The following is a 16,849-nucleotide window of genomic DNA, read 5'->3' as shown; positions in this document are numbered from 1 at the left end:
CAGTCATATGAGTTATCAAGTATTAGCACGTAAATGGCGCCCTAAAAAATTCACAGAATTAGTGGGTCAAGAGCATGTTGTCACTGTGCTAGTTAACGCACTAGAGCAGCAACGTCTTCATCATGCCTATTTATTTACCGGTACTCGTGGTGTCGGTAAAACAACGATAGCTCGAATTTTTGCTAAAAGCTTGAACTGTGAACAAGGGATAACTTCAACGCCTTGCGGTGTTTGTGATACATGCCAAGATATTGACCAGGGCCGTTTTATCGATTTACTTGAAATTGATGCGGCTTCTAAAACAAAGGTTGATGATACTCGTGAAATACTTGATAACGTTCAATATGCACCGACACGTGGTCGTTATAAAGTTTATTTAATTGATGAAGTACATATGTTGTCTCGTAGTAGCTTTAATGCGTTATTAAAAACGCTTGAAGAGCCACCTGAACATGTGAAGTTCATTTTAGCGACCACAGATCCTCAAAAGCTACCGGTAACCGTGTTATCTCGTTGCTTACAATTTCACTTAAAAGCATTAACCGTCGGCCAAATTGAGCAAAAGACTCAGCAAATTCTTACCGCTGAAAACGTCTCAGTTGAACCCGGTGCTTTAACCTTATTAGCTAAAGCCGCTCGCGGCAGTATGCGTGATTGTTTAAGTTTAACCGACCAAAGTATCGCGCAAGGGCAGGGAAGTATTACTCTCGCCAATGTTCAACAGATGTTGGGCGGTGTCGATCAAAATTGGGTTTTTAAAATACTGATAAGCTTATTAAAGCAAGATCCTAAAGCGCTAATGCTACTTTCTCTCGATATAGCCTCATACGCACCTAATTACAGCCGCTTAACGGCAGAGCTTATTCAGTTACTCCATCAAGTTGCTATGACGCAAGTTGTTGGTCAACACTTTGATTTGTCACCTGAGCATAACCAATTGGTTGATAAGTTCAGTAAAGCAATGAGTGCTGAAGATATTCAACTTTATTATCAAATAGTGCTGAATGGCCGTAAAGACTTACCTTATGCGTCTGATGAACAAGCAGCCTTTGATATGCTTTTACTGAGATTATTAACATTTACACCAATCAAAAATAGCGAAAGTTTACCCGATACTCAGGTCAGTCAAACCAGCGACTTTGACGATGTAAGCTTTGCTAAAAGCAATATTAATAAACCTGATAATTTTATTGCGTCTTCTTTAGTTGAGCAACCCCTAGTCGAGCAACCATCAGTTGATCAGCCTATAGCCGATTTAGCTGAAAGTAGACCAAACCTTATAACGGGTAATGCTTCGCCAGTAACAACAAGTCCTTTAGAAGAACAATCTATGATTACTGCGCCTGAGTACTTTGCTGTACCCGAAGCGCCCTTAGAGCAAGAGCATCCTGCGATGTCTCCCTCTATAGACTCAGCTGAAGAAAGTAGACCCAACCTTATGACGGGCAATGCTTCGCCAGCAACAGCAAGCCCTTTAGAAGAACAATCTATGATTACTGCGCCTGAGTACTTTGCTGTACCCGATGCGCCCTCAGAGCAAGAGCATCGCGCAATGCCTCCCTCTATAGATTTAGCTGAAATAGCCCCAAATATCGATACGCCTACTTCTCAATCGCCTATAGAAAAAGCTATAGCGACCCGGAACATGTTACGTAGTCGAAAAAAAGGGTTGGAAAATAGCGCAAAAAAGTCAAATGACGCTAAAGGGCGTCAAGACACAAAGAGTCCAGATGTTCTTGAAGCAATAACTCAAGAAGAGCCTCGTTCAGATGTTCCTGCATTAACATCTATTTCTGAGCAGGCTTTTGATGTTAGTGCGATAGACCCAGCAAAAATACGCTCTGCTAATCAAGTCGACAAATGGGCAAATATGATTGACGCCATGTCGTTAACAGGGCGACTGCGTCAATTGGCAATACATGCAACCGTTGATGAAAGGTCTACCGACGATTTATTGCTACTTAACTTAAATCAAGCGACTAAACATTTAAACAGTGATGTTGCTCATAAAAAGCTAGAACAATGCATCTCTGATTTTTTACAACGAAAAATTACGGTAGAATTGACTATTGTCGATGAGACCTCGCATGATCCGTATCAAATTCAATCACATATTAATGATAAACGTTATGACTATGCGAAAGAATTATTACAAAATGATGAAATCATTATTGGTTTGAAAACTCATTTTCAAGCACAATTAGATGAAAATTCGATTGTAGCATTGTAACTGCTACTTGATATTTGTCGCGTTAAGATCTATCTTTGGCGGCAACAGAACTTTGGAGAAAAAATTATGATGAAAGGTGGCATGGGCAACTTAATGAAACAAGCCCAACAAATGCAAGATAAAATGGCTAAAGCTCAAGAAGAATTAGCTAAAATGGAAGTTATTGGTGAGTCAGGTGCCGGCATGGTTAAAGTGACTATGACAGGCGGACACAGTGTTCGACGTGTTGAAATTGACGACAGCTTAATGGCAGATGATAAAGATATGCTTGAAGATTTAGTTTCAGCCGCGTTTAACGATGCCGTTCGTCGCGTTGAAGCACAAAATAAAGAAAAAATGGGCGCTCTAACAGGTGGTATGCAATTACCTCCTGGGATGAAAATGCCTTTTTAAGCTTTACTCTTAATAAAAATGGCACCTTTAAGGTGCCATTTTTGTTTGGGCAAGGATTTAAGATAACACTCAAATAGATTTGGCACGTCGTTTATAATAGAGTTTCAATAAACTGTCGGTTTAGTGCGTTTTGGAGCATTCTGTTTATTAGTCCCAGGCCCAGGTTAAAGGATAGCGCCGGCTAGTTTTCTATATAAAGGGCTATGATTTACTGTAATGCCGTGGCAACTGCGCCGCTTTATAGTTAAATATTGTTTGCTTGTGTCCAATCTTTGAGCTTTTCTAAAATATCTAATGCGGTACGGCCAAAGTCGGTGATTTCATACGCGACGGCAATAGGACGATCGCTAATAACTTCACGCGTTACTAAGCCTTGAACTTCTAATTCTTTAAGGCGTTGATCAACCATCTTTTTACTTGCGCCTCCTAACATGCGAGATAATTCGTTAAAGCGTACGGGTCCATCTTTTAAATGCCAAAGAATAGAGGCTTTCCACTTCCCCCCTAAAACGCGCATACCTCGCTCAATCAGACAGGGTTCTTCACAGCTTTGTGAATTTATTTTTTTTACGTTACTTATTGTTTTTATTGTTTTTGTAATCATTATTCTATTTTTATCTTAGTGGTTACTAAAAGTATACTGGTTGCTTTAATTAACCACTCTAGCATAATGTGAGTATATAGCCAATTTACTCTCTCGATGCATTAATTTTAATGCAATCTTAGGAAACTATTTTATGCCAAAACTTATCTCATACGATCCCATTAATAGAGCGCCTTTAGGCGAAGTCCCTGTTACTCAAACCCCACAAATGACAGCGGTTGTGTTACGTGCACAGCAAGCGCAAAAAGCTTGGTCGGCACTGTCTCTTGAACAACGTCAACAAAGTGTAGACAAGGCCTATAAAGGGCTGGCTATGGTTGAAGACGAACTGGCATTATTAATTAGCCAAGAAATGGGCAAAGATCACCGAAGAGCAAGTTATGAAGTGGCGGGTACCGTTCAGAACGCCTCTTATTTTACTGAAGAAATAGTGCAAGCGCTCAAAAGTGAGGCGATAACAAACAATGCGCAAATGCAATATCGCCCCTTAGGTGTGGTTGCGGTTATATCGCCTTGGAATTATCCACTGGCCATGGCGAATAACTTGCTGTTACCTGCATTAATTGCCGGTAACAGTGTGGTGTTAAAACCATCAGAAGAAACACCTTTGGTTGCTGAACTTTTTGTCAATACACTCAATAAATTATTACCTGAAAACGTATTACAAATAGTGCACGGTAATGCAGATACGGGCAAAGCTTTAGTTGAAGCCGATATTAATATGGTCGCCTTTACCGGTTCACTCGCGGCTGGCAAGCATATTATGGCAAGTGCAGCAGCAGGGCTTAAACGCTTAGTTATGGAGTTGGGGGGTAACGATCCGCTTATTGTGATGGCAAACGCAGATATTAACAAAGCGGTACAATTTGCTGTTGCAAGTTCTTTTGAAAATGCCGGGCAAATGTGTACGTCTACCGAGCGCATTTATGTTGATGAGCAGATCGCCGATGAATTCGAACAGAAAGTTACGGCTTTAGCTAATCGTTATCAAGTGGGCGCTTGGGATCAAAAACATGTCAACTTTGGCCCGATTGTTAATCCTAAGCAGCATGCTCATGTTTTATCGCAACTTAAAGATGCACACGCTAAAGGTGCAAAATTTTTATTAGGGACACATCACTACGAGTTGCCTTATATACAGCCTACTGTTGTCACTGGTATTACCGCTAATATGCTTTTAGAGCAAGATGAAACCTTTGGCCCTGTGGTGGCTATTAGTCGCTTTAATGAGTTGTCTGAAGCGGTTGAACGAGCCAATGCCAGTTCATATGGTTTAGGTGCTGTGGTTTTTGGTCATGATGGTGCTAATAAGGTTGCAGAGCAAATGGAAGCGGGGATGGTCGCTATTAATCAAGGCGCTGGAGGCCTTGGACCTTGGGTTGGGGCGAAACAAAGTGGTTTTGGTTTTCATGGCACGGCAGCTGGTCATCGCCAGTTTAGCCAGTTACGCATTATCAACCAATAGCAATACACTATGGTCAGCACAACCCTTTAACTAAGCAAATGCGTTAAGGCCAGTATACCCATTATTGAAAGAGTAAAATATGAAAGAAACAATAGACACAAACACTGACTTTTTTGTCGCCGCATTAGAAGCCGGCGCAGAGCACCCGGCTTTACCTGCATGGGGGAACCGTCAGGTTAATCCTGCTAATTTGAGCAAAGATTTTGATATCAGTCATATTGAACGTCGAGAACTGATAGAGGTGCCTGGAGCATTTCAATTATTGAATGTCTTGAGCAAAGATGAGTGCGCGCAGCTTATCGATATTAGTGAACAATTAGGTTTCTTGCCAGATGCTGCCGTTTCTTTGCCGCGCAGTGTTCGACACAATGACAGTTTAACCTGGATAGTTGATGAACAAACTGATGGCACTATTTGGCAACGAATTGCGCATTTAATGGACGACCGACAGGCTATTTTTGGTGGTCGTAAAGCGTTGGGGATCAATGCTCGTTTTAGATTCTATCGTTATAACCCTGCTGACTACTTTAAGCCTCATTCTGATGGCTCTTGGCCGGGTAGTCGCATTATTGGTGACGAGCTAGTCACTAATGCTTATTCTGACCGATATAGTGAAATGACTTTTTTAATCTTATTAAGTGAAGACTTTCAAGGTGGAGAGACACGTTTTTTAGTCAATGCTGATGATCCCAACCAGCCAGCATCAAGAAATGACAGGGTTAAAAATGTCGATGTTCGAACCCCAGTAGGCGGTATATTATGCTTTCCTCATGGTATGCATCCTTTACAATGTATTCATAGCTCTCTACCTATTACTGAGGGGATTAAATATATCATTCGCAGTGATGTTTTATTTGAATTATAAGTGTTTCTCAATGGCCAAGTCGCTTTATATTTACGTGTGTAAAAAGTGCTTTGTCGTCGGTAGAGCAAATCTAATAACTTTTAAGGTGACTGCTTATTGAACACGTAAAGAATATCAGTCAATATAGCTGAGATATTTTGTCAGATGAGCATTAGCCTTATTGACGCGCTTATTTTTAGTCTTGCCATGGATAGAAAAAGTAAAATTGGATATACCTTATGATTGAAATGCCCTTTGATAATTATATGTCTTACACTATAGGTATAGTGGTATTTTTTATGGGTGTGTATTTAACAAAAAATATTAAGTTTCTCCGAGATTTTAATATTCCAGAGCCAGTAACGGGGGGCTTGCTTGCTGCTTTATTTATCTATGCAGTCTATATTTTCACGGGTAGCGAAATAGCGTTTGACTTATCAACCCGAGATCGACTGTTAGTCTATTTTTTTACCGCTATTGGGCTCAACGCTAGGTTTTCTGATTTAGTTAAAGGGGGAAAACCTCTGCTGATATTATTAGTATTAACCCTGTCTTTTATTGTGATCCAGAATGTTGTTGGCATAACCAGCGCAATACTTCTTGATTTACCATCAACCATTGGCGTGTTGGCTGGCTCGGTTTCTTTAATTGGAGGTCATGGCACAGCAATAGCTTGGGCTCCCGATGCTGTTGAACTTGGAGTACCTAATGCTCTTGAAATAGGTGTTGCAGCTGCTACGCTTGGACTTGTTGTAGCGAGTTTAGTTGGTGGACCTATTGCTAAATATTTATTGGCTAAGTACCAGCTTTCAAGTGAATCAACAGCAAAGCCTTCTATCGGTATTGCTTATCATAAAACGGATACAGAGTCCTTTAGCCACCTGAGTTTTATGGCGGTATTACTGGTTATTCATATTTGTATCATTATTGGTTTTTTTGCCAATAAGATGTTTATGGAGATGGGTTTAAAATTACCGCTTTTTGTGACTTGCCTGTTAGCAGGAATTTTACTGTCCAACACGGTTCCTCATCTCTTACCTAAATTACATTGGCCCGCTAGAACTCGCTCATTGGCCATCGTTTCTGACTTTTCATTGAGCCTATTTTTAACTATGTCACTGATGAGTATGCAACTTTGGACCCTAGCTGATTTAGCCGGACCATTATTTATAATTTTAGGTGTACAGACCTGTGTTGCGGTGTTATTTATTATTTATATTTTATTTCCATTAATGGGGCGAAACTATCAAGCCGCTGTTTTAAGTGCCGGCTTTGGTGGTTTTGCGCTGGGGGCAACACCAACCGCTATTGCTAATATGACGGCGGTGACTAAAGCGCATGGCGCTGCACCAATGGCTTTCATTATATTACCTTTGGTCGGTGCATTTTTTGTTGATATTACTAATGCCTTTATCATCAGGATAGCCCTAAATTTTTAAAGCGCATTGACTTTGCCTACATCGAGAAAGTTTAGCGTTAGCGACTTATTGGCTTTTAAAACGGCTGTAACTGTTCGCTTTGTTTGTCTACTTAAAGGAATACTCTAATGAAAAATCCGCTGCCATTGGCATTTATATTAATTTTTGTTTCGACATACGTAAGTGCTAAGCAAGATAAAGCGTCATGCGTCATGAAGTTGTTTACCCTTGGCGCTGAATCGATGACACTTGGTGAAATTAGATCTGTTTGTGCTAGCCAAGAAAATGATATCACTAGACAACAAAAAAAGACCGAGCAAACAGAATTACAGAGTAGAACAGGCGGTATTACCGATAGAATAAAACGTGAGAAAATGACTGAGTTTGAACCTTATGTGCTTACTCCTCATAGAATGAATTTTGTATTGCCAGCAATGACAACAAATAAAGTGAACAAGCAAGCATATAGATCCTTTGAAGGGTATGAAGACAACTTAGAAAATGTTGAAGCAAAATTTCAACTAAGCCTTAAAGTCCCCTTAAATTATGACAAAATATTTATAGAAGGCGATGGGCTTTACGCAGCTTTTACCTTAAGTGCCTGGTGGCAAATTTATGCGAGTGGCATTTCTAAACCCTTTCGAGAAACAAATTATCAGCCAGAAATATTCTATCTTGCACCGCTTAACTGGCATCCATTTGGAGGTAATACGGGCTTTATTGTCGGGGTAGAGCACGAATCTAACGGGCGAGCACAAGACTTATCACGTAGTTGGAATCGTATTTACACACATATCCTTTTTGAGAAAGAAAGATTTGCGCTATCGATTAAACCTTGGATAAGGTTATCTGAGAAGGAAAAAACTTTTGCTTTAGATCCCGACGGAGACGATAACCCTGATATCGAAGATTACATGGGTAACTTTGAGTTAAGCATGGCCTATAAATGGCGTGACTATGAATTCAATTTCAAAGGTCGACAAAATTTCAGTAGTCATTACGGCGCTGCTGAGCTTGGTTTTACTTTTCCGCTATGGGGTAAACTAAGGGGCTACGCAATGGTGTTTACTGGTTATGGTGAAAGCCTTATCGATTATAACTATAGTCAAACTAGGTTTGGTATTGGCATCTCACTCAGTGATATTTTATAGCAAAAAAAAACACGCGCTTTATTTTATAAAGGCGTGCTTTATTGTCAAACTATGTCGGATATTAAATTACTGAAAGTACGACTTCAATGTTACCACGTGTCGCATTTGAGTAAGGGCACACAAGATGCGCTTTATCTACCATTGTTTGCGCTTGTGCTTTATCCATATCACCTAATGATATCGCTAATTTTACCGCAATACCAAAACCACCTTCAATAGCACCAATAGAGACTTCTGAATTAATATAAGTTTCGCTCGGCAAACTGATTTTTTCTTCACCAGCAACAAATTTAAGTGCACCAATAAAACAAGCAGCATAACCAGCAGCGAATAATTGCTCAGGGTTTGTACCTTGTCCATCATCTCCACCTAAACCTTTTGGCGTAGATAAGGTTATGTCTAAGCGACCATCATCAGATTTTGCTGTACCTGCGCGGCCACCCGTTGCTGTTGCTTTTGCTGTGTAAGCAATGTTTTCTAATACGTTCATAATAAACTCCAAGTCATTAATATTTACTTTGTATGCAAAATATATAGGAAACAAATACTGATTGCAAATACTTTGTGTGCAAATTAAAATGTAACCTTCAGGAGAGTATTATGTCATTTGATCAATTAAAACTTAAAAACCAGCTTTGCCATCGATTATATATGGCATCAAACAGTATTGTTCGCGCTTACCGTGAGCCACTAAGCGAACTCAATATTACTTACCCCCAATATGTGGTCATGATGGCATTGTGGGAGCATGACAAAATAACTATTGCTGAGCTTTTAGATAAAACCATGATTGATGGTGGGGCGATGACACAAATTTTAAAGAAAATGGTTGATAAGGGCCTTCTAGAAATAATTAAAGACGACAACGACAAGCGCAAGCGCCTAGTGCAATTAACACAACAAGGGCAAGAATTAAAAATAAAGGCTGCAAGTATTCCTAATACAATCAGTTGCAAATTTACCCATATTAACAGCACACAAGCCAGCCAACTTATGGAATTACTCGACCTAGTAGTCAATGATTTAGCGATAAAAACATAACAAAATGTAAATAAACCATCAGTTAAAATAATAATGCTCGCATTAACTAGACGATCGGTCTATTATTAATAAATGAATATTCCAGCAATTAAAGCACGCCGCGGTAGACCGCCCAAAGTAGCGCGTGAAAATCAAGATACCAAAGCGGAGTTAATTCGCAGTGGTCTAGAACAACTCACTGAAAATGGCTTTGCCTCTTCAGGAATTGATCAGATCTTAAAGAAAGTGGCTGTACCCAAAGGATCTTTTTATCATTATTTTGCCAGCAAAGAAGCTTTTGGTCAGGCGGTCATTGAAAACTACGCTAATTATTTTGCTAACAAGTTAGATGCATGTTTGTTGGATGAAGCATTTCCTCCTTTAACACGTATTAGTCATTTCGTTGAAAGCGCCAAAGTAGGCATGGTCCGCTATCAATTTAAGCGTGGTTGTTTAATCGGCAATCTAGGCCAAGAAATTGATTTACTTCCTGAAAGTTTTAGACAGCAATTGATTGATATATTCCTTTGTTGGCAGCATCGCTTGGCTACATGTCTCAGAGCAGCACAAAAGCAAGGTCAAATCTCACCAAACGCAGATTGCGATCGACTGGCTGAATACTTTTGGATGGGTTGGGAAGGCGCGGTTAGTAGAGCAAAGCTAGTTCAAAATACTTCACCCTTAGATAATTACCTGAATTTTTACATAGTCGGTTTACCCCGATAATTTTTTCATCATTTATAGACGATCGGTCTAAATAAGGAATAGCAGATGTTTAAAGGCATTTTAATTGAAAAAGACGACCAAGGTTACCGCGCGACAGTTAAAGATATTGACGACAACTTACTGCCAGAAGGTGATGTTACCGTTAAAGTTTCTCATAGCACGCTTAATTACAAAGATGCTTTGGCCATCACAGGTAAAGGTCCGGTAGTTAGACAATTCCCTATGGTTCCCGGTATCGATTTAGTCGGAACAGTTGAACACACTGAGAGTGATAAGTTTGAGGTTGGCGATAGTGTACTACTCAATGGTTTTGGTGTCGGTGAAGTGCACTGTGGCGGTTTAGCTGAAAAAGCTCGATTAAAAAGTGAATGGTTGATCCCATTGCCAAAAGCATTTACACCACGCCAAGCCATGGCTATTGGTACGGCAGGTTATACCGCGATGCTTTGTGTAATTGCACTTGAAAAAAATGGCGTCACTCCAGATAAAGGTGAAATTTTAGTGACCGGAGCAAACGGTGGTGTCGGTAGTTTTTCAATCGCAATCCTAGCGAAATTAGGCTATAAAGTTGTTGCTTCAACAGGTCGCGTTGATCAAGTAAAATATCTAGAAAAACTAGGTGCATCAGCCGTTATCGACCGTGAAACGTTATCGCAACCTGGTCGCCCAATGACCAAAGAACGTTGGGCTGGCGCAATCGACTCAGTAGGTAGTCATACGTTAGCGAATGTTTGTGCGAGTATGAAATATGGTGGCACTGTTGCAGCCTGTGGTTTAGCGCAAGGCATGGATTTTCCTGCTTCTGTTGCACCTTTTATTTTACGTGGCATAACTTTAGCGGGTATTGATAGTGTGATGCGCCCACTCGCAGACAGGATTGAAGCATGGCAACGACTTGCTGATATTTTAGACCCCGATATTTTTGAAGATATTTCTACCGACATCACCTTGGTAGAAGCTGTCGATGTGGCCAGTGATTTAATGGCAGGCAAAGTGCGTGGTCGAGTGGTTGTTAATATCAGTTAGTGAAAGCTATAAGTTAAATGAGTAAAAACTGATATTTTGTAAGTTTCTACTCATAATTAAGATGTTCTATTAAAAATTTTTTATAATAGAACATCTTAGTTAGCTGTAACTGACAAAGAGTAAAGGCTCAAGTATTTCTTGAGCCTTTACGACATAAAGACAGCTGGATTATTAACCTTATTGAGTCTTTAACACTTTTTTAACGGTAGCTTCTAAGCTAGTTAACCCCGCTTTTTTTCCTGTAACAATCGCCTCATCAAGGCTTTTATTGTGATTGAAGTGCGCATCTAATGCGAACATAGCACCAACACGGTTACCGCTGGCGCAATGAACAAAAGCTTGTTCTTTATTTGTGATGGCAGCAGTAAATAATGCGAGATTTTCTTTATTGATATCACTGGCACCACTAATAGGTATCGCAATATAATTCATGCCCAAGGCTTCTACTTTAACTTGTTCGTCAAAATCATCAAATTCACCAGTACCCCGTAAATTTATTACCGTTTTAATACCACTTTTTGACAGCATAATGAGATCATTTTCGCTGGGTTGCCCACCAATAATAAATTGCTGGCTATATTGTGTAGCATTTTTGGCTGAGAGCTTATCACTAACGTCATTAGCTTGGCTAAAACCAGATAAAGTGAACATTAAAATTAAAAAGATAAAAACTACGCTTGCTTGTTTATTCATTAGTGTACTTCCAATTGGCGAATTAACTTTATATGATTTTTGTTTTGAACATACTTTATGAAAAGATGTAAAAAACGCTAGTCATAGCAGTTTTTTAATATATATTAATTGTATAAAACTTGATATTAAAGGTAGCAAAATAAAATGATTTTTGGTGCAAAAAACAAAGAAGAAATCTCTCGTTTGAAAATTGAGAATAACCAATTAAAAAATCGTATTGAATCACTAGAAGAAAAATTATTATTAGCCGAAAATGATAATTCTCAGTTAGCTGAAGATATGTCTACTAACGATAGTCGTGCTCGTACACATGAAGATCTGAATAAGCTTTGGATGCAGTCTTCAAGTTTAATTGACCAAATTCGTCAAGAGTTAGCATCTTCATCTACCGGTATGATTGAGCATCGTGATACCTTTCAGTCGTCGCAGCAACTCTTTGATCAAATCATGGATATGTTAGCAACAAATATTATTTCCACGTCAGAGATTTCTAATGAGACGCAATCGGCATCAACATCAGTTGACCAATTGAAAACAGTGACTTCTGGCATTAATGACTTTGTTAATATCATTAAAGGTATTTCTGATCAAACTAACTTATTAGCGTTAAATGCCGCCATAGAAGCAGCAAGGGCTGGAGAACAAGGCCGAGGCTTTGCTGTCGTTGCTGACGAAGTTAGAACATTAGCCCAACGCTCAGCGGAGGCTTCCAATGAAATATCTAACTTAATAGAGCAAGTTAATACACAAATGGGCGATGTTATTAATGGTATTGGCCAAGTAGGCGAGAAGAGCCAAGCAATAAGCGCCAGTACTTCTTCTATTGAAGATACCGCGAATCGTATTGTGTCATTATCAAAAAATATGTATTCGGTTATTACTCATTCAACAGCCGATGCATTTTTACAGACGGTTAAAATGGATCACGTTGTTTGGAAACTTGACGTCTATAAGGTGATGTTAGGTATGTCTGATAAATGCCTTGAAGATTTTGCTGATCATACTATGTGTCGATTAGGGAAATGGTTTTATCAAGGGGAGGGCGCTGAAAAATATGCAACACAAAGCGCTTTTAAACAAATAGAAGGCCCACATATCGATGTTCATAGTCATGGGCTTGAGGCGTTAAAGGCTCATAAGGCTGGAGACTCGGCTCGTGCATTAAAAGCCCTTACTGTTATGGAAAATGCGAGTTTTAAAGTGGTTGATGCATTAACGGGGCTTTCTCAACAAGTTGCTCAAAATATTAATTCAGCAACTAAAAAGTAGCACTTTAGCTTTTATTGTTCAGGATGGCCTCTCTCAGACATCCTGTCTTTTGATACATTAGTACATCCTTGCACGTCAACGGTCATGGCAGCTCTTAGGTATCGATACCTTCGCTGCCAAAGAACGTATATGTTCAGGATGAACGGTATAACGTGGTGGCATGGATGCCAAGGAACGTATATGTTCAGAACTGCATAGATGCAAGGAGTAGAGAGTAGGGTAATGCAGCAGCAGTTACCGAGCGGCCAATGACGGTCTGTGTTTATTATTTAGCTTTTAGTCGCTAGGTCACTCGTTGGTAAGTACTTATATTTTGTACATGGGCACATGGGTGTTTTCTAATTTGTAACCATTTAATGTTGCTTGACCTTGATAACTTGACTCACCGTCACCGCTGAACTCAAAATCAAAAATACTGATCCAATGGGGTCCCAAAGCTTTGCTAAAGGTTAAGCGACTTGATCGCCGCGAAAGCGAAATGAACTGCAAACCATCTTTTTCACAATATGCTGTTATGTGGCGTAATGCGAATTCTGAAACTTTTCTAAGGTAAATGAAATACCACAAAAATAAACAGACAATCAGTAATAAATAAATATTTTCCATTCTAGCTCTCTATCATTAGCGTTGAAATAACATACCAATAGCTTTACTTAACTCATTGCTACGGTTTGGCGCTCTCATACATTGAAATATTAATGGCCGTAAAGTAGGAATAGCCACTAAATCTTTAAAAATAGCTTGGAAAACGGCAATATCATGCTGAGTTACTAATAACTCCAAAAAAGTCATGATTTGCGGTTCACTGGTGAAAACTTGCCAACATCTTCCAGCAATCACTATCGCTATTTCTTCAGACATTCCTTGTGCAGGCGACGCTTGCTTAATCAGGGTATTAATAAATATTACCACATGAGGGTGTTCACAACTTGATGATAAACTTCGTAATATAAAACTCAGCTCAGCGTTACTGTCTTCATCTTTTGCACTCTCACGCAGCTTAAATTCTGCAATGAGTCTATCAATAATATCTACTGATAACTTAACATTTTCTAATGCTGAACATAATGGCTTAAGAACCTGCGAAGGTAATTGAGGAAGAGCGTTGACTATTATTTTTTGTATTTCTTTAGCTGATAAACGTACGGCAAAATCATTTAAGCCTTGCACGCCTACGTTGTGGTAATCCTGCCAAGAATTTTCGCCCGATAAATAACTTAATGCGCCTGAAAAATATTGGCTACTATTATTTTTTGTTTCTAGCGAAATTAAACTGTTCATATAGGCTAGTTTGTATTGTGGCGGAGTAAAATGATAAGGATTACTTTTAAGTAAGGCTTCTTGTTGCTCGCTTGGCGCCGTACTAAGTTCAGCACCTAATGCTTCAATAATAATAGCTATAAAATGATCCCTTGCGGCTAAGTTAAGTAAACCACGCTCATCAAGAGGTATCTTTACAAACCATAAATATGGTGAAGCGTTTTGCTTTTGCCAAAAAGCTATTGCTATAAAGGCATGGCCTTGAGAAGGGAATGGATAAGGGATCTGGTTTGCTTCAATTTTAGTAAAACTATCTTTTGATAATTTATCTATTTTTCGGCCAATATCAAATACCCGATATTGAGAGCCAGAAAGCTTTAATAATTCAGAAATAGAAGAAATAGTATTCATAGCTTAAATAATAAATAAAATAATAATCGAATAATGTTGGCATTATAGAGATAATAATAGATCAATACTATTTGCTTTTTGCATAGCAGATAAGAAACCTAGAGATAATCATGCCTTTTGATGAAAAACCCATCTTAACGATATTATATCAAGATGATTACATTGTTGCCGTTGACAAACCAGCAGGACTTTTTGTTCATAGAAGTTATATGGATAAAGATGAAATATATTTTGCCTTACAATTGGTGCGTGACCAAGTGGGTAAATATGTTTATCCCCTTCACCGATTAGATCGCCCGACATCAGGTGTTCTATTATTTGGTTTAAACGAAGAAGTAGCCCGATTAATGGGGCAAGTGTTTATTGATAAAAAAATTCAAAAAACATACTTTGCTTTGACGCGTGGTCATTTACTGGGTGCAGGCGAAATAGATTATCCCCTTAAAGAGAAGCTCGATAAATTAGGTGATAAAAATGTTAGCCTTGATAAAGCGCCGCAAGATGCTGTTACTCACTACGAGTCTTTATTAACTGCAAGTTTACCTATTAAGGTCGGTAAATTTGATAGTGTGCGTTATTCATTAATTAAATTACTGCCTACCACGGGAAGAAGACATCAAATTCGCCGTCATTTAGCGCATTTACGCCATCCTATTTTAGGTGATATTAATTATGGGGATAATAAACAAAATCCATTTTTCATTGAACATTTTGGCTTTAAGCGGCTGATGTTAATCGCTAAAAAAGTTGTATTTATTCACCCTATTACCAAGGTACAGCTGACAATTGAAGCTGAATTTGATCAGCAATGGCTAGAGGTTTTTGATGAACTATCTTGGGAGACTAAAATAATAAAGACCTTAACGTAATCATTAAATTAGCTTATTCAGCGGTAATAATACGAATAGAATTTACATCTCTAGCAATTAAAGCAGCATAAACATGTGTGGTTCGTTGGCTATTATCGTCGCTAATTTTTGGCCCTTTAATATTGACAGTATTAACAAAAATATCATTACTATAACGTTCGCGTTGCTGAGCAAATGCTAACATCATTTGCTGATCTTCCGTTACTGGACGATGAAGCAATGACATCATCAAATGATGGTCAGAGAGCAATGGTTTTTTTTCTATTGCTACTTGAGGGGTCGAGCGACAAGCCGTCAGAAATAAAGCACTAAGAACAACAAGCAAAGTTAAAATATTTTTCATGATCAGTCAATAATAAAACAAGTGATACCTCTAGATGGCAAATGGTATGCCAAGTGTTTTATTGATTGTTAAATCAGTTGAGCTAAATGAAGTGAGAATAATTAATTAACTGTTATTTATAAAGAATTTTTAAATTTTTTATTTAATGAAAGCAGGTGTTTTTGTAAAGAACATTAACTTTGACAGCCAAGCTATAGCAAAGACTGTTCAGCTGTCAAAAAAATAGCGGTGATAAATTCACCGCTATTTTTACAAAGAATTTATCGCTTTATTCTTCTGATACCGAACGAAGTAAAGCATTAATACCAACTTTTGCGCGTGTTTTAGCATCAACTTTTTTAACGATTATCGCTGCGTATAAACTGTAGGTACCACACTTAGAAGGTAAGTTGCCCGGTACGACTACTGAGCCTGCTGGCACACGTCCATAATGTATTTCACCCGTTTCACGGTCAAAAATGCGAGTACTTTGACCAATGTAAACGCCCATAGAGATTACAGCGCCTTCTTCAACAACTACACCTTCAACAATTTCCGATCGTGCACCAATAAAGCAATTATCTTCAATAATGGTTGGTCCTGCTTGTAAAGGCTCTAAAACTCCACCGATACCAACACCACCAGATAAGTGTACATTCTTACCAATTTGAGCACATGAACCGACAGTTGCCCATGCATCAACCATACAGCCTTCATCAACATAAGCGCCGATATTAACAAAGCTTGGCATAACCACTACATTCTTACCAATAAAACTACCCGTGCGCACAGATGCGCCAGGAACGACACGAACACCGTCAGCTTCAAAGTCTGCTTGTGTGTAATCAGTATATTTCATCGGAACTTTATCAAAAAAGGTACTTTCGGCGCCGTCGATGACTGCGTTGTCCCAAATTCTAAAAGAGAGTAAAACTGCTTTTTTTAGCCACTGATGAACAACCCATTCACCGGCTACTTTTTCTGCAACACGTGCTGAACCATCATTTAAGGCGGCTAATGCGTTTAACACCGCCTGCTTTACTTCAGTTGAAACCGTTTTTGGCGTGATGTTCATTCGATCTTCAAAAGCTTGTTCTATGGTGCTTTGTAAGTTTGACATGGTAATTCCTATTCTTTTAAATTTATGG

Annotated in this window: 18 protein-coding genes and 1 pseudogene; 12 read left to right on the top strand and 7 right to left on the bottom strand. The window is 38.9% G+C overall.

Annotation, left to right across the window (positions count from 1 at the left end; all coding sequences use genetic code 11):
* The first annotated feature begins 7 nt into the window (after positions 1-7).
* Together dnaX and H4J76_RS03300 are read left to right on the top strand one after the other, a co-directional pair.
* Entirely contained in the window at positions 8-2,230 is a 2,223-nt protein-coding gene (gene dnaX / locus H4J76_RS03305) for a DNA polymerase III subunit gamma/tau (protein ID WP_182230108.1), read from the top strand.
* 63 nt (positions 2,231-2,293) lie between these two features.
* Positions 2,294-2,623, top strand: coding sequence for a YbaB/EbfC family nucleoid-associated protein (locus H4J76_RS03300; RefSeq protein WP_146798582.1), 330 nt, complete (start codon positions 2,294-2,296; stop codon positions 2,621-2,623).
* A 244-nt stretch (positions 2,624-2,867) separates the two neighbouring features.
* On the opposite strand, the gene H4J76_RS03295 is transcribed toward H4J76_RS03300, so the two are convergent.
* Positions 2,868-3,224 carry a helix-turn-helix domain-containing protein gene (locus H4J76_RS03295; RefSeq protein ID WP_182230171.1) on the bottom strand — a complete coding sequence of 119 codons (357 nt, stop codon included), beginning with the start codon at positions 3,222-3,224 and terminating at the stop codon, positions 2,868-2,870.
* A 136-nt stretch (positions 3,225-3,360) separates the two neighbouring features.
* Between H4J76_RS03295 and H4J76_RS03290 the strand changes: the two genes are divergently transcribed.
* From H4J76_RS03290 to H4J76_RS03275, 4 genes are all read left to right on the top strand, one after another.
* Positions 3,361-4,692, top strand: a complete 1,332-nt coding sequence (locus H4J76_RS03290; RefSeq protein ID WP_182230107.1) for an aldehyde dehydrogenase — start codon at positions 3,361-3,363, stop codon at positions 4,690-4,692.
* A 79-nt stretch (positions 4,693-4,771) separates the two neighbouring features.
* Entirely contained in the window at positions 4,772-5,557 is a 786-nt protein-coding gene (locus H4J76_RS03285; RefSeq protein WP_182230106.1) for a 2OG-Fe(II) oxygenase, read from the top strand.
* Between the two features lie 218 nt (positions 5,558-5,775).
* Complete coding sequence (gltS, locus tag H4J76_RS03280; RefSeq protein ID WP_182217975.1) at positions 5,776-6,975, top strand: sodium/glutamate symporter; 1,200 nt, start codon at positions 5,776-5,778, stop codon at positions 6,973-6,975.
* Positions 6,976-7,082: 107 nt separating this feature from the next.
* The gene (locus tag H4J76_RS03275; protein ID WP_259377112.1) at positions 7,083-8,105 is read left to right on the top strand and encodes a phospholipase A; all 1,023 of its coding nucleotides are present in this window, start codon (positions 7,083-7,085) and stop codon (positions 8,103-8,105) included.
* 61 nt (positions 8,106-8,166) lie between these two features.
* On the opposite strand, the gene H4J76_RS03270 is transcribed toward H4J76_RS03275, so the two are convergent.
* Complete coding sequence (locus H4J76_RS03270) at positions 8,167-8,595, bottom strand: organic hydroperoxide resistance protein (RefSeq protein WP_182217973.1); 429 nt, start codon at positions 8,593-8,595, stop codon at positions 8,167-8,169.
* Between the two features lie 110 nt (positions 8,596-8,705).
* Here H4J76_RS03270 and H4J76_RS03265 point away from each other — a divergent pair, with 110 nt between their 5' ends.
* The 3 genes from H4J76_RS03265 (at position 8,706) to H4J76_RS03255 (ending at position 10,877) form a co-directional block, all read left to right on the top strand.
* Positions 8,706-9,146, top strand: a complete 441-nt coding sequence (locus H4J76_RS03265) for a MarR family winged helix-turn-helix transcriptional regulator (RefSeq protein ID WP_182221579.1) — start codon at positions 8,706-8,708, stop codon at positions 9,144-9,146.
* A 72-nt stretch (positions 9,147-9,218) separates the two neighbouring features.
* A complete protein-coding gene (locus H4J76_RS03260; protein WP_182217969.1) occupies positions 9,219-9,851 on the top strand; it encodes a TetR/AcrR family transcriptional regulator in 633 nt (210 codons plus the stop codon).
* Between the two features lie 45 nt (positions 9,852-9,896).
* Positions 9,897-10,877 carry an MDR family oxidoreductase gene (locus H4J76_RS03255; protein ID WP_182230105.1) on the top strand — a complete coding sequence of 327 codons (981 nt, stop codon included), beginning with the start codon at positions 9,897-9,899 and terminating at the stop codon, positions 10,875-10,877.
* A gap of 177 nt (positions 10,878-11,054) precedes the next feature.
* On the opposite strand, the gene H4J76_RS03250 is transcribed toward H4J76_RS03255, so the two are convergent.
* A complete protein-coding gene (locus tag H4J76_RS03250; protein ID WP_182230104.1) occupies positions 11,055-11,570 on the bottom strand; it encodes a fused DSP-PTPase phosphatase/NAD kinase-like protein in 516 nt (171 codons plus the stop codon).
* Positions 11,571-11,714: 144 nt separating this feature from the next.
* On the opposite strand from H4J76_RS03250, the pseudogene H4J76_RS20260 reads away from it, so the two are divergent.
* A pseudogene (locus tag H4J76_RS20260) lies at positions 11,715-12,386 on the top strand (methyl-accepting chemotaxis protein); the annotation flags it as partial.
* A gap of 48 nt (positions 12,387-12,434) precedes the next feature.
* Positions 12,435-12,839 carry a CZB domain-containing protein gene (locus tag H4J76_RS20255; protein ID WP_404842481.1) on the top strand — a complete coding sequence of 135 codons (405 nt, stop codon included), beginning with the start codon at positions 12,435-12,437 and terminating at the stop codon, positions 12,837-12,839.
* 306 nt (positions 12,840-13,145) lie between these two features.
* On the opposite strand, the gene H4J76_RS03240 is transcribed toward H4J76_RS20255, so the two are convergent.
* Positions 13,146-13,445 carry a DUF3301 domain-containing protein gene (locus H4J76_RS03240; RefSeq protein WP_182230103.1) on the bottom strand — a complete coding sequence of 100 codons (300 nt, stop codon included), beginning with the start codon at positions 13,443-13,445 and terminating at the stop codon, positions 13,146-13,148.
* A 15-nt stretch (positions 13,446-13,460) separates the two neighbouring features.
* Positions 13,461-14,510, bottom strand: a complete 1,050-nt coding sequence (locus H4J76_RS03235; RefSeq protein WP_182230102.1) for a DUF3549 family protein — start codon at positions 14,508-14,510, stop codon at positions 13,461-13,463.
* Between the two features lie 110 nt (positions 14,511-14,620).
* Here H4J76_RS03235 and truC point away from each other — a divergent pair, with 110 nt between their 5' ends.
* Positions 14,621-15,379 carry a tRNA pseudouridine(65) synthase TruC gene (truC, locus tag H4J76_RS03230; RefSeq protein ID WP_220465983.1) on the top strand — a complete coding sequence of 253 codons (759 nt, stop codon included), beginning with the start codon at positions 14,621-14,623 and terminating at the stop codon, positions 15,377-15,379.
* Positions 15,380-15,392: 13 nt separating this feature from the next.
* Here the strand turns inward: truC and H4J76_RS03225 are convergent, their stop codons facing one another.
* Both H4J76_RS03225 and dapD read right to left on the bottom strand, forming a co-directional pair.
* A complete protein-coding gene (locus H4J76_RS03225) occupies positions 15,393-15,722 on the bottom strand; it encodes a hypothetical protein (protein ID WP_182215633.1) in 330 nt (109 codons plus the stop codon).
* Between the two features lie 268 nt (positions 15,723-15,990).
* Entirely contained in the window at positions 15,991-16,821 is an 831-nt protein-coding gene (gene dapD, locus H4J76_RS03220; protein ID WP_182215635.1) for a 2,3,4,5-tetrahydropyridine-2,6-dicarboxylate N-succinyltransferase, read from the bottom strand.
* Positions 16,822-16,849: the final 28 nt, after the last annotated feature.

This window comes from Colwellia sp. BRX9-1 (assembly GCF_014077195.1).
Classification (GTDB): domain Bacteria; phylum Pseudomonadota; class Gammaproteobacteria; order Enterobacterales; family Alteromonadaceae; genus Colwellia_A.
Note: the sequence above shows the minus strand (reverse complement) of the source record. Positions and strands in the feature narration are given on the sequence as shown.